The organism is Colwellia sp. NW0002-52-1 (assembly GCF_057550865.1).
In genome coordinates, this window is the sequence record NZ_BAAJLU010000001.1 from 561037 (window position 1) to 573969 (window position 12933).

Genomic DNA, 12933 nt, shown 5'->3' on the forward strand with positions numbered 1-12933 from the left:
CGACTATAGCAAAGTTTTTTTCATATTTGCTAAATACTGTTTAAATTCTTCTTCATTTATCTCTTTATCGCTATTTTCATCGATTTTAGCGAAGTTTTTCGTTAAAACATCGTTTTTAGCAACTTCTGCTGTGCTTAATGTATTGCTTTTATCTTTATCGTAGTCTGCTACGAATTGAGAGAAAGACGCTGCTTTTTCAGTCACTTTAGGTAATGATTTAGTCATGTCGTTGCCGGCAAATACTAAACTTGAAACTAATGATGCAGCAATAACCGAAATTGAAAGTGTTTTTAAGCTAAAATTATTCATACCTGAATCCTTTATTTTTAATTAAGACAACATATTTTTAATATGCCAAATGTGTCGAGTATGGAAATACGACTAACTTCAAAGGTATTGCACATGTCATGCCACAACATAACCACATGATTTTAAAGAAAATTAAAAAACCAGACCTAGATAAGTGTCACCATTAAGCAACAACTTATTGGAATAATTAAAATAACAAAGTTTCAAAAACGATTAAAACAAACAAAAATACCTTATTAACAACAACTTAAAAAACAAAGAACATTTAAATTTCTTTGTCTCCATTTTGAGACACCGTTGTTTTTTTCGCGTTTTTAGCTAACACTACATCAGTATTTTGATGGAAATGAGACCGGAATAGCCATTTTGGGGAATTTAATTACATTGTTCAGTCAAGCGCAAAAAAGGGCTTGGTCACTAAAAAGCTTATCAATAAAGTCATTAACCTTATTAGGCTTTGGCTTAGTGGCTTTACCTTTGGTTATCGCACTAATTTTTGGGGCTTCTCAAGTTAATACCTTAGCGAATAAAAGTGCCGAGGCCATCACCGATATTACAAAAATACAAGATCAACAACAATTACTCAAAAGCAGCCAAATAAAATTAGAAAGAAGCGCGGCACAATATTTGGTTTTGCGAGATCCTGTATTAGCCGAAAATTATCTTGAGCACAGTAGGCAAATATTGCACTTAGCAGAACAACTCATGCAAGCAAGCCAAGATAATATACTCAAACAACGACTAACTGAGTACGGGCAAACGATCACTTTGCTGATAGAAACAACAATACCAGCAGCAGCAAAAAAAACGCCTACCGACAGCTCACTACTAAAGCCATTACAGATTAAATTTAATACTTTGAATATACTTTACGAGAACATTACCCAGCGCAGTAATGAGCTTAATACAAGTTACATCAACAATATTAAACAGGCAGCTCAAGCAGTGCGCGATATTATGATTCAAAGTTTAGTCATTATTCCTGTGAGTGTGCTCTTAGCAGCATTATTTATTTATTTAATTACTAGCCCACTTAAAACACTCACTAGTAATATTGTGCGTTTACAACAAGGAAATTTTGATCATGAAATTAACGTGCTCGGCTCGCCAGAAATTCAAGAAATAGCGCAAGCTTTAGAAAACATGCGCACTCGTTTACAAGCGCTAGAGTTACAAAAATCAAGTTTCATCCGCCATATTTCACATGAATTAAAAACACCGTTAGCTGCCATTAGAGAAGGGACTGAATTGCTATACGACAATAGTGTTGGCGAGTTAAATGCTGAACAACAAGAAATTTCTCATATTATTAAAGACAGCGTATTTCGTTTACAGCAACATATTGAAGATTTACTCGATTTTAATATTGTACTCGACTCTACAAGCTTGCAAGACTCAGAGCTGATACAAGTTAATGAAGTGGTATTGCAAGTAATTTCTGATCGAAAACTAGATATAAAACGAAGAAAACTTATTTTTACTAAACATTTAAATAACATTTCTTTGATAAGCAACAGAAAACAAATCGCTGTTATTATTGATAATATTTTATCTAATGCGATTAAATACTCTCCCGATGGTGGAGAAATAAACATATCTTCTTTGCTAATAAATGAGCAATTACAGCTTTGTATTAGCGATCAAGGCATGGGAATTGAAAAAGAAAACCAAAGCAAAATTTTTGATGCTTTCTACCAAGGCCCTCCACCGAAAACAAGCATTATAAAAGGTAGCGGATTAGGTTTAACCATAGTTAAAGAGCTATTATTACGACTCAATGGCAACATCGAAGTAATAAATACTCCTAACAACGCGCAAGGCACCACAATTCAAATAACATTGCCACGCGCTTTTCAACAAGAGGAACCAGCCTAATGACTATGACTCTGCCGCATTTTATATACAAAGCGCTAGTAGTTATGACGGTTATATTGTCATCAGGGTGTCAACTCACTTCAAATAATATCAACTCACATTTAAGTTATGGTGAGTATTACCTCTCATTGCAGCAACTTAACCAATTACAATTAACAGATGAAATAGAAAAACAGCAAGTGAGTATAGAACAAATACCTCAAGGGCCCGCTAACTACAATGCACAAATCAAACTATTGTTACTTTACAGCCACCCTAAGTCACCTATTTATAATAGCTTTCACGCTAAAGTGTTATTAAATCAATTAAAAGCTGAACAAGATAATGCCGCATTTGCATCTATAACTCCTGATGAACAAGCCTTTATTTCGTTATTGCATGACCAATTGAACCAACGACTGTTAATGAGAAATAGATTGATTTCTCAACACAAAGAACAACAAGAAAGCCTGCAAAAAACAGCACAAACGCAACAACAACATGCCATAAAAATACAACAACGTTTAACTGAGCAAGTTAAGTTGTTAGAACAAACAATTAAGCAATTACAAGACATAGAACAAGCTATTGATAAACGAGATCAATAACTAAAAGTTAATGACGCTTTAACCATAAATTAGGTTTATTAATAGCGTTAATAATTTCATTCATTTAAGGACTGAGAGTTACTCATGCCAGAAGTTGAGAAAATCCCCGTAAAAGTTGACAGTAAAATTTTAATTGTTGACGATGATCCAAGTTTGTTACGGTTACTCGGTATTCGTTTGTCTGCTGCGGGTTATCAAGTAGAGTCCGCCAAAAACGCTAAAATCGCCTTGGGGCGACTTGAGAGTTTTCATCCGCAATTAGTGATCAGCGATCTAAAAATGGAAGGTATGGACGGCATGGCTTTGTTTGAACAAATTAGAGCTAAGCATCCACATATACCGGTAATTATTATGACAGCTCATGGCACTATTCCTGATGCAATTAGTGCCACTAAACAAGGCGTATTTAGCTTTCTGACTAAACCTTTTGAAAGTAAAGAGCTACTCGACATAGTACAACAAGCTATTAGATTACAGCCAGCAGAGCTAAATTATAGCCAAGTAGATAGCCAATGGCGTGATAAAATTATTAGTCGCAGCACTATAATGGAGTCACTTTTACAACAAAGTAAGCAAGTGGCCAAAAGTGATTTTAGCTTACTCATTCACAGCCAAAGCGGCACAGGTAAAGAGTTATTAGCTAAAGCAATACATTTGGCTAGTCCACGGCATAAACAAACATTTACCGCCATTAATTGTGCAGCAATTCCTGAGCAATTATTAGAATCTGAATTATTTGGTCATACGAAAGGGGCTTTTACTGGAGCTGAAAAAAATCATATCGGATTATTTCAAGCAACAGATGGCGGCACCCTATTTCTAGATGAAATTGGTGATATGCCGATGAACTTTCAGGTAAAGCTTTTACGAGCGTTACAAGAACGTGAAATTCGTCCTGTTGGCAGCACACAATCTATCAAGGTTGACGTTAGAGTTATTTCAGCAACACATAAAAACTTACAGCAAGCGATAATAGATAAAACTTTTCGTGAAGATTTATATTATCGCCTTAACGTTGTTGAGTTAGAGCTACCACCGCTAAGTGAACGAAGAGAAGATATTCCTTTACTGGCTCAGCATTTTTTGAGTAGATCTGCCGAACAATCGCATATCAATATTACGGGCTTTTCACAGGAGGCAATGGAAATACTGATCAGTGCAGCTTGGCCAGGTAACATTCGCCAATTGCAAAACGTTGTTGAACAAACCGTGGCCTTATCAAACGAGCCGTTAATCAGTGAAATGTTAGTAAAAAACGCCTTACGTGATAAAACCACGATTTTACCTTCATTTGTACAAGCCAGAGATAAATTTGAGCGTGACTACCTCGCTAAGCTCTTAAAAATAACCGCTGGAAATGTTTCGCAAGCAGCGAAAATAGCACAAAGAAATCGTACTGAATTTTACAAGTTACTTAACCGACATCATTTGTCGGCAGAAGCCTTTAGGGAAGAATAGCAGCGATTTACCCGGCTATTAAACCAGCGAGTTAAAGGTCATGATCTTTTCAGGCTCATGACCTTTAACTATTTACACGCCATATTTTACAAGCCACTCAGGCGCGCCAATATTTAAAAAAACATGCTAATTTATCGCCAATAGCTCAACATCAAAAATTAATAATGAGCCTGCAGAAATTTTACCTGTCGCGCTATTACCGTAGCCTAAAGCTGCAGGAATAAATAAGCGGGTTTTCTCTCCAACCACCATTAATTGTAAGCCTTCAGTCCAACCTTTAATCACCTGATTTAAGCCAAAACTTATCGGCTCATTTCTATCTACAGAACTATCGAAAACCGTACCGTCGAGTAACGTACCGTGATAATGCACTTTAACTTTTGAACCTGCCTTCGGGTGTATTTCGCCACTGCCTACTGATAACACCTGATACTGTAAGCCTGACTCTGTTTCCATCACACCTTCAACTTGTCGGTTTTTCGCTAAAAATTGTTCAGCTTCAATAGCATTTATTTTCGCTGCTTCTCGGTTAGCATTACTACGTACAAAGTAACTAACGATTAAAGCTAACACTATGATTAAAAAGATATACTTAGTCATTTCATTCCTTAATTTTTATTCTTAGATTACGGTATTTTCTGGTTATTACATTTTTATTTTATTGTAACTTTTAAGCATCAAGCAGCAAGTTATTTATATCGATGTTGTTAACTTCAACCTCACTTAATTCTCGGCTTTCTCCGACAGTTAACTGGTTATCAAGCACTAAGTTACCAATAGCACATCGATGCAATGCAACTACAGGATTGCGAAAACGCCCAAACATACGTTTAATTTGATGATAACGCCCTTCAACAAGTTCAACCTGCGCTTGATAATCAGAAAGTATGGTTAACTTTGCAGGTTTAGTAGTTAAATCCTCAAAGGCAAAATACATACCATTTGCAAAAGCAGTTACATACTCTTCACTCAACTTATTGGCTAACGTAACAATATAACGTTTGGTCACTTTTTTTTCTGGTAACGTTAATCGTTCAGACCAGCGACTATCATTAGTCATCAAAACTAAGCCTGAGGTATTTAAATCAAGCCTACCGACAATATGTAGTTCGTTTTTGTAAGGAAATTCAAGTAGATCAATTACGGTTTTATGCTGCAAGTCTTTAGTCGCACTTACCACTCCAGTGGGCTTATGCAGCATAATATAATAGGCTGAATTATCTTGCAGCACTTTGCCATCTAATGAGATATGACTGAAATTATCAATTATTTCATCAATGTCATGCGCTACAGCGCCGTTTATAAACACTCTATTTTGAGCCAACATCAGCCGCACATTTTTGCGACTGATCTGACAATGTTGTGCTAAAAACTTATCTAGCCGCGCTTTATTTAACGCCATAATAAATGAAGCTTAAACCACACCGAATTAAGCCAAATCTTTAATAAGATGAATATCGCGTTGAGGAAATGGTATTTTAATATTGGCATTATCTAAAGTTAGATAAATCTCTTTATAAGCTTCATATTTTGCGCTGTATAAGTTTTCGGTTGGCGTCCATAAACGTACGGCTATGTTAATTGAACTATCAGCGAAAGCATCAATACCAATCAAAGGCTTACGAGCTTTACTGACGATATCTAACTTGCCAAGGGCATCTTCAAGCATAGCCACAACTTCGAGTGGGTTTTCACTATAATCAATACCAACGGTTAACTCTAATAGTGAGTCATGTTTCGAGTTATGCAGCACTTCACCAACAATATGTTTGTTGGGAATCGTAATTTCTACATCGTCTTCATCCGTTAAAATTGTGTAGGCTAACAACACCTCTTTAACTAAACCTCGAACACCTTGTACTTGAATGGTATCACCAACAACAAAAGGTCGTATGATGATGATATTAAAGCCAGCCGCATAATTAGATAAAAGCCCTTGCAGAGCTAAACCAGCCCCTAATGAAATCGCACCTATAGCGGCAATAAATGGCGTTACACTGATACCTAATTTACCCAGTGCAATAATACCTATCATCACAACGATTACCATTTTACTGGCATTAGCCAAAAAACGGCTCAAAGTAACGTCAAGTTTGTGCTTTTCACATACTTTAAGCACCAAGTTCGCTATTTTCCCTGCAAACATGAAACCAATAATCAGAATAATTATTGCGCCAATAAGTTGAAAGCTATAATTAGTAAAAAATTCAACGATTATGTTGTAGATACGACCAACTTGGTCAATTTCGTTTTTAAGCAAGTTTGCAGGATCTAACGTGTTCATCACCTGTTCCGTTTTGCCTTCCGGGCTAGCTTCAGCCATAAATTTATTCCATTTAATGTTCATTTTTTAGTTTGTCTATAATACGACAATTTACCGCATAATTTACAATATTATTAACATTAATCTCTGTATCAGTGCTTCAATGTTGATAATCTTAATGTCAAAAAATAGTGCAAAAGCCAAAAACTTCAACATTTTAAAAAATACCAGCTCGTAAATTAAGTTAGCATCTTAAAAATCGTAATCTACTGAATATATTCACTTAAAAAACATAAACTTTAAGCAGTTCACCAACCTTAAGTTACAAAAGCTAAAAATGAAATTTAAAATAGAGGTTGATTACTTTTAAAAATTAAAGCTAGAATATAATCACGTTTAAGTAGTTTAAAACACTTACACGTTTTGACTTGTCGGAGTGCCAAAGGGCTGAGATCGCGAAAGCGGGATCCGTAGAACCTGATTAGATTAACATCTGCGAAGGGAACAAGTAGTAGCTGCACAGGCAAAATTTAATTTTGCCTCGAATGCTATTCCTCGTTACTACCCCATACAGCTCCGCCTAACTTTTATTTAATAAAAACAGGTGAGAGAACATGAGTTCAATTTCAAGACGCGAGCGTCGAAACCAAGCAACAGAGTTTTTAAAAAACGTTGCTGATCAATCATTTCCAAATTCTGAAAAAGTTTACGTCACCGGAGAAATTCACGATATCCGTGTTGGCATGCGTGAAATAACCTTGTCTGATACTTTGATTAGTAACAATGAAAACAACCCGAGTTATGAGAAAAACCCACCGTTATGCGTTTACGATACTTCAGGAGTTTATACTGACAATGCCGTTAATGTTGACGTACATAAAGGTATTCCTCGCTTGCGTGATAGCTGGATTGAAGCACGTAACGATGTTGAGTTTTTACCCAGAATAACCTCAACCTACAGCCAACAACGATTAGCCGACGAAGGTCTAGACCATATTCGTTTTGAGCATTTACCGACAGTGCGTAAGGCTAAAAAAGGTAAAAATGTTACGCAAATGCACTATGCCCGCCAAGGCATTATCACACCAGAAATGGAATATATCGCCATTCGCGAAAATATGAAACGCCAAGAAGTTAAAGACGAGATGTTGCTACAACAACATCAAGGTCAGTCATTTGGCGCCAGCATTCCAGAGCAAATAACACCTGAATTTGTTCGTGATGAAGTTGCTAGAGGCCGCGCCATAATCCCGGTTAACATTAACCACCCTGAAGTTGAACCTATGATCATCGGCAGAAATTTTCTGATCAAAGTAAATGCCAATATCGGCAACTCAGCAGTTACCTCTTCGATTGAAGAGGAAGTAGAAAAACTCGTTTGGTCAACTAAATGGGGAGCTGATACGGTAATGGATCTGTCTACTGGCCGTTATATCCACGAAACACGTGAATGGATACTGCGTAACTCTCCTGTTCCCATTGGCACCGTACCTATTTATCAAGCGTTAGAAAAAGTTAATGGTATTGCTGAAGACCTAACATGGGAAATATTTCGCGATACTTTAATTGAACAAGCTGAACAAGGTGTTGACTACTTCACAATTCATGCAGGTGTATTACTGCGTTATGTACCTATGACGGCTAAACGTGTTACTGGCATTGTTTCGCGTGGTGGTTCAATCATGGCGAAATGGTGTTTAGCACATCATAAAGAAAACTTTCTTTACACCCACTTTGAAGATATCTGTGAAATTTTAAAAGCTTACGATGTTTCTTTCTCTTTGGGTGATGGATTGCGCCCAGGTTCAATTGCCGACGCCAATGATGAAGCACAATTTTCTGAATTACGTACGCTAGGTGAGCTAACAAAAATAGCCTGGAAACATGATGTTCAAACCATTATCGAAGGCCCTGGTCACGTACCTCTGCATATGATTGAACAAAACATGACAGAGCAACTTAAGCATTGCGGCGAAGCGCCCTTTTATACTTTAGGACCGCTGACCACAGATATTGCCCCAGGTTATGATCACATTACCTCAGGTATTGGCGCAGCTAATATTGGTTGGTACGGCTGTTCCATGCTTTGTTATGTAACGCCAAAAGAGCATTTAGGTTTACCCAACAAAGACGATGTAAAAGAAGGTTTAATGACTTATAAAATCGCGGCGCATGCGGGAGATTTAGCAAAAGGCCATCCGGGCGCGCAAATACGCGATAATGCCATGTCTAAAGCCCGATTTGAATTTCGTTGGTACGATCAATTCAACATAGGTTTAGATCCTGAAAAAGCACGTGCCTTTCACGACGAAACCTTGCCACAAGAATCAGGCAAAGTTGCGCACTTTTGCTCTATGTGTGGTCCTAAATTTTGCTCAATGAAAATTTCACAAGAAGTGCGTGATTATGCTGCTGGGCTTGTTGATGCCAAAGCTGACGAACAAACGATTGAGATAAAACTTTTGGATGAAACTATTAGTATTTCTGCACAAGGTATGGCTCAAAAGTCGGCAGAGTTCAAAGCCAGTGGTAGTGAAATTTATCAACCGATTGAAAAATCGTTAAGTAATTAACCTTTATGCCAACCATCGCTATTATTGGCGCAGGCCTAATGGGCCGGTTGATAGCCTTGTCGTTAAATCGACAAGGCTATCAAGTAACGCTATTCGATAAAGACCAGAAAAGTGGCCAGCAAAGCGCTGCTTATGCGGCCGCGGGTTTATTAACACCTCTTGGCGAGGCTATGCACAGCCCTAGAAATATTGTTGAAATGGGTTTTGCTGCTTTAGCTTTATGGCCAAAATTACTTGCTACACTTTCTGGCTATAATTTCTTTCAACTAACAGGAACCCTAGTGGTTAGTCATGAACAAGATATTGTTGACTACCACAGATTAACGGGATTTTTAGCGAATAACTATCCAAGCTATGCGCAGCAACAACTTAACCGACAAGAGTTGTCGTCACTTGAGCCAGAACTAGCGCGTAAATTTTCGCAAGCGTTATATCTGCCTCAAGAAGGACAAATTGGAAATCGCAAATTACTACTGGCTTTACATCAACAATTAGTCACTGAAGGTGTTAAATGGCACAGCGAAACTGAAGTAACAAGCATACAATCAAGCAGTTTTGATACTGGCTGTAATATTGGTTTTCAACGCTATAACAACAGTAAGAATGGCCAAAAGCAATCGTTTGATCTTGCTATTGATTGCCGAGGAGTTGGAGCAAAAAAATCATCGCTAACAAATCCTCTACACAATGCTCAACTCAACGCTCAACTCAATGCTCAATTAAGTGATTTACGCGCCGTTCGTGGTGAAATATTTCAACTTTTCACCACTGAAGTTAAAATTTCACGGCCGATCAGGCTTATGCATCCACGTTATCAAATTTATATAGCGCCAAAAGGTAAAGGCCATTTTGTCGTTGGCGCAACAGAAATTGAAAGTGACGACACGGCCCCAATGACCGTTCGTTCTGCCATGGAATTACTCAGTGCTGCTTATAGCGTTCACCCTGGCTTTGCTGAAGCTAATATTCGCCAGCATCTTAGTCAACTGCGCCCGGCATTTAGCGATAATCAACCAAAAATAATCTCACATAATGCCTTAATTCAAGTAAATGGTTTATACCGACATGGCTTCTTAATTGCCCCTGTTGTACTTGCCCAAGTGCTCGAACATGTTGACAACATAATGCTCGAACAACAAAAGTTTTACGGTAATTATCGATACGCTCATTGGCTGCCAGTTAGCCAAGCTATCAAGCTTTAAGTTTACAAAATAGAGATAAAGCTAACATTATTCTGCAGGTATTAAAGGAAGTTAGAAATGAAAATATATATTAATGGCGTTGTTTTAGAGCTGCCTAATGCTTCAAAGCAAAGCTATATTGATCAAGTTTTAACAAAAGTTTTACCGATAAATAAGCAACAGCAAAGTTTTGCTTTAGCGCTTAACGGCGAATTTATTGGCCGGGAAGACTATCAACAAACTGTGGTAAAAGATAACGATAGTATTGATGTGCTTTTCCCTATTGTTGGGGGTTAAGCTATGTCACTTAATATTTATGGTCAAACACTCAATAGTCGATTGTTAATTGGTTCGGCACTTTATCCTTCACCAGAGATAATGCAGCAAGCTATTTTAGCTAGCGGCTCACAAGTAGTTACGTTATCGCTAAAACGGCAGAACCCTTTAGCGCGCTCTGGCGAAAAAATTTGGCGCTACATTCAAGAAACGGTTGCACAAAATCAAGGTTTCCTCCTTCCTAATACAGCAGGCTGCAAAAGCGCTAAAGAAGCCATTACCTTAGCTAAAATGAGCCGCGAATTATTTCAAACAGACTGGATAAAGCTTGAAGTTATTGGCGATGATTATAACCTTCAACCTGATCCTATTGAGTTGTTAATTGCGACCGAGCAGCTACTTGCCGATGGCTTTAAAGTATTACCTTACTGCACAGACGATTTAGTGATTTGCCAACGTTTATATGCCTTAGGTTGCAAAGTAATTATGCCTTGGGCATCACCCATTGGCACAGGTAAAGGCTTAATGAACCCTTATAATTTAGCCAGTATTCGCCAGCGTTTACCTGAAGCAACATTAATCCTTGATGCTGGCATAGGTAAACCTTCTGATGCCTGTATTGCCATGGAAATGGGCTTTGATGGCGTACTTCTTAATAGTGCAATTGCCCTTGCTGACAATCCGCCTTTAATGGCAAAAGCTTTCTCTAGCGCAATTTTAGCAGGAGAGTCAGCCTACATTGCAGGCACGATGCCTGAACGGCCAACGGCTCACCCCAGCACGCCAACACTGGATACGCCATTTTGGCATCAACCGGAACATAGTTAATGAAATCAGAAATTTCTGTAGTGAACAATCATGTGTCTAAAAAGCCTATTATGTGGAGCATTTCTGGTGCCGATTGCTCAGGTGGTGCTGGCATTGCTGCTGATATTAAAACCGGCCATAATCTTGGTGTAGAGGTTTGCCATCTTATTACCGCTAATACCGTACAAAACTCATCGGTATTTTATTCAGTAAACCCTACTGCAGTTGATATTTTAGCCCAACAAGCACAAGCATTACGTTTTGACAAACCACCAGCCGTTATAAAAATTGGCCTCATCGCCGATGATGAACAAATCCACTGGTTAATATTATTACTAAGCCAGCTTAAGTCTGAATTACCCAACTTACTTGTGGTTTTTGACCCCGTTTGTAAAGCTAGCGTTGGCGGGAATATGTCATTATTCTCAACCGGGGCATTATCATTACTTATGCCCTTAATTGATGTTATTACCCCCAACCTAAATGAAGCAAAAGCGTTAAGTTCTCTCGCTTCTAAAAACTCAGTTATTAAAGCAAAAGAGATGGCAGAAAATGTTTTACATTTAGGCTGTAAAGCCGTGATTGTTAAAGGCGGGCATGCTAGCGCTGAAAATACTAGCCAAGACAAACACTGTATAGACGTATGCTTGCAAAACTTAAGCGCTACCTCAACTCAATTATTCACCTTACATTCACCTAAAATCAACACAAGTTATAGCCACGGTGGGGGTTGTAGCTTTGCCAGTGCATTAGCCAGTTTTTTAGCTCATAGTTATTTGTTACGCGATGCTTTTACCTTAACGAAGGCGTTTATTAATCAGGGATTATTATTAGCGACTGACCGAGTTGACCATCAAATAAACAATAGCGATTACTACGGCGCATTTCAACAAGGACTGTGGCCAACAAAAGCGAGTGTATTTCCACAAGTTATCAGCCCCGTTTATCAACAACTTGAATCACCCCAAGGTTTCAAATCATTTGAGTTAGCTGCAAATGAAAAGCTCGGTCTATATCCGGTAGTAGACTCACTTTCGTGGTTAGCCTTGTTATTACCTCAAAATTTAAAAATAATTCAGCTAAGAATTAAAAGTGATGATATTAACTACGTAGCACCATTAATAGAAAAAGCCGTAGCTATGGCCCGTAACTTTAACTGTCGATTATTTATTAATGATCATTGGCAACTCGCGATTAAATACGGTGCATATGGGGTTCATATCGGCCAAGAAGATCTTCACGGCGCTGATTTAAATGCTATTGCTAATGCAGGCTTACGTTTGGGTATTAGTACGCATGGTTGTTACGAATTTTTATTAGCAAAACAACTGCGACCTTCATATCTTGCCATTGGCGCTATTTTCCCCACAAAAACCAAAAACATGACAGGGCAAATTCAAGGTATAAAAAACTTAACGCAGATTTTATCGCTTGCTGACACTATACCTGTCGTTGCCATTGGTGGCATCAACCAACAACGACTAAAGCAGGTATGGAGTACAGGAGTCAGTGCTATTGCCGTTGTTACGGCAATTACCCAAGCTCAGCAACCGTTAAGTGCAACTAAAACTATGCAAGCCATGCTAGGCTGAATCATGCTTTAT

Annotated in this window: 12 protein-coding genes and 1 riboswitch; of the genes, 8 read left to right on the forward strand and 4 right to left on the reverse strand. The window is 38.1% G+C overall.

Translation table 11 applies throughout. The features are described from left to right. Nucleotides 1-3: 3 nt before the first annotated feature. Nucleotides 4-309 carry a hypothetical protein gene (locus AC27H3_RS02345; RefSeq protein WP_487103404.1) on the reverse strand — a complete coding sequence of 102 codons (306 nt, stop codon included), beginning with the start codon at nucleotides 307-309 and terminating at the stop codon, nucleotides 4-6. A 384-nt stretch (nucleotides 310-693) separates the two neighbouring features. Here AC27H3_RS02345 and AC27H3_RS02350 point away from each other — a divergent pair, with 384 nt between their 5' ends. The 3 genes from AC27H3_RS02350 to AC27H3_RS02360 all read left to right on the forward strand — a co-directional run bounded on the left by AC27H3_RS02350 (nucleotide 694) and on the right by AC27H3_RS02360 (nucleotide 4229). After that, a complete protein-coding gene (locus AC27H3_RS02350; RefSeq protein WP_487103406.1) occupies nucleotides 694-2184 on the forward strand; it encodes a HAMP domain-containing sensor histidine kinase in 1491 nt (496 codons plus the stop codon). Then, complete coding sequence (locus AC27H3_RS02355; protein WP_487103408.1) at nucleotides 2184-2771, forward strand: hypothetical protein; 588 nt, start codon at nucleotides 2184-2186, stop codon at nucleotides 2769-2771. Before AC27H3_RS02350 ends, AC27H3_RS02355 begins: the two co-directional genes overlap by 1 nt. Nucleotides 2772-2855: 84 nt before the next feature. Beyond that, a complete protein-coding gene (locus AC27H3_RS02360; protein WP_085301292.1) occupies nucleotides 2856-4229 on the forward strand; it encodes a sigma 54-interacting transcriptional regulator in 1374 nt (457 codons plus the stop codon). Between the two features lie 126 nt (nucleotides 4230-4355). Here AC27H3_RS02360 and bamJ read toward each other — a convergent pair whose 3' ends face one another. The 3 genes from bamJ to AC27H3_RS02375 all read right to left on the reverse strand — a co-directional run bounded on the left by bamJ (nucleotide 4356) and on the right by AC27H3_RS02375 (nucleotide 6552). Next, nucleotides 4356-4829, reverse strand: a complete 474-nt coding sequence (gene bamJ, locus AC27H3_RS02365; protein ID WP_487103411.1) for a BamJ family beta-barrel-assembly machinery protein — start codon at nucleotides 4827-4829, stop codon at nucleotides 4356-4358. A 70-nt stretch (nucleotides 4830-4899) separates the two neighbouring features. Next, nucleotides 4900-5631, reverse strand: coding sequence for a pseudouridine synthase (locus tag AC27H3_RS02370; protein WP_487103413.1), 732 nt, complete (start codon nucleotides 5629-5631; stop codon nucleotides 4900-4902). Between the two features lie 27 nt (nucleotides 5632-5658). Beyond that, complete coding sequence (locus AC27H3_RS02375; protein ID WP_085301289.1) at nucleotides 5659-6552, reverse strand: mechanosensitive ion channel family protein; 894 nt, start codon at nucleotides 6550-6552, stop codon at nucleotides 5659-5661. A 362-nt stretch (nucleotides 6553-6914) separates the two neighbouring features. Continuing rightward, nucleotides 6915-7013: riboswitch (TPP riboswitch) on the forward strand. Nucleotides 7014-7106: 93 nt separating this feature from the next. Here AC27H3_RS02375 and thiC point away from each other — a divergent pair. From thiC to thiE, 5 genes are read left to right on the forward strand one after another with little or no spacing between them, the layout of a single operon-like run. Continuing rightward, nucleotides 7107-9065 carry a phosphomethylpyrimidine synthase ThiC gene (gene thiC, locus AC27H3_RS02380; protein WP_487103415.1) on the forward strand — a complete coding sequence of 653 codons (1959 nt, stop codon included), beginning with the start codon at nucleotides 7107-7109 and terminating at the stop codon, nucleotides 9063-9065. 5 nt (nucleotides 9066-9070) lie between these two features. Then, the gene (locus tag AC27H3_RS02385) at nucleotides 9071-10267 is read left to right on the forward strand and encodes an FAD-dependent oxidoreductase (RefSeq protein ID WP_487103417.1); all 1197 of its coding nucleotides are present in this window, start codon (nucleotides 9071-9073) and stop codon (nucleotides 10265-10267) included. 57 nt (nucleotides 10268-10324) lie between these two features. Further along, nucleotides 10325-10543, forward strand: a complete 219-nt coding sequence (gene thiS / locus AC27H3_RS02390; RefSeq protein ID WP_487103419.1) for a sulfur carrier protein ThiS — start codon at nucleotides 10325-10327, stop codon at nucleotides 10541-10543. A gap of 3 nt (nucleotides 10544-10546) precedes the next feature. Continuing rightward, nucleotides 10547-11350: a thiazole synthase gene (locus AC27H3_RS02395; protein ID WP_487103421.1), complete on the forward strand. Its 804-nt coding sequence runs from the start codon at nucleotides 10547-10549 to the stop codon at nucleotides 11348-11350. Next, nucleotides 11350-12921: a thiamine phosphate synthase gene (thiE, locus tag AC27H3_RS02400; RefSeq protein ID WP_487103423.1), complete on the forward strand. Its 1572-nt coding sequence runs from the start codon at nucleotides 11350-11352 to the stop codon at nucleotides 12919-12921. Before AC27H3_RS02395 ends, thiE begins: the two co-directional genes overlap by 1 nt. Nucleotides 12922-12933 lie beyond the last annotated feature (12 nt).

Coding starts and splice junctions, on each gene's coding strand:
- AC27H3_RS02395 (WP_487103421.1), top strand. CDS start 10,547: ATGTCACTTAATATTTATGGTCAAACACTCAATAGTCGATTGTTAATT.
- AC27H3_RS02355 (WP_487103408.1), top strand. CDS start 2,184: ATGACTATGACTCTGCCGCATTTTATATACAAAGCGCTAGTAGTTATG.
- AC27H3_RS02385 (WP_487103417.1), top strand. CDS start 9,071: ATGCCAACCATCGCTATTATTGGCGCAGGCCTAATGGGCCGGTTGATA.
- AC27H3_RS02375 (WP_085301289.1), bottom strand. CDS start 6,552: ATGGCTGAAGCTAGCCCGGAAGGCAAAACGGAACAGGTGATGAACACG.
- bamJ (WP_487103411.1), bottom strand. CDS start 4,829: ATGACTAAGTATATCTTTTTAATCATAGTGTTAGCTTTAATCGTTAGT.
- AC27H3_RS02345 (WP_487103404.1), bottom strand. CDS start 309: ATGAATAATTTTAGCTTAAAAACACTTTCAATTTCGGTTATTGCTGCA.
- AC27H3_RS02370 (WP_487103413.1), bottom strand. CDS start 5,631: ATGGCGTTAAATAAAGCGCGGCTAGATAAGTTTTTAGCACAACATTGT.
- AC27H3_RS02360 (WP_085301292.1), top strand. CDS start 2,856: ATGCCAGAAGTTGAGAAAATCCCCGTAAAAGTTGACAGTAAAATTTTA.
- thiE (WP_487103423.1), top strand. CDS start 11,350: ATGAAATCAGAAATTTCTGTAGTGAACAATCATGTGTCTAAAAAGCCT.
- thiC (WP_487103415.1), top strand. CDS start 7,107: ATGAGTTCAATTTCAAGACGCGAGCGTCGAAACCAAGCAACAGAGTTT.
- thiS (WP_487103419.1), top strand. CDS start 10,325: ATGAAAATATATATTAATGGCGTTGTTTTAGAGCTGCCTAATGCTTCA.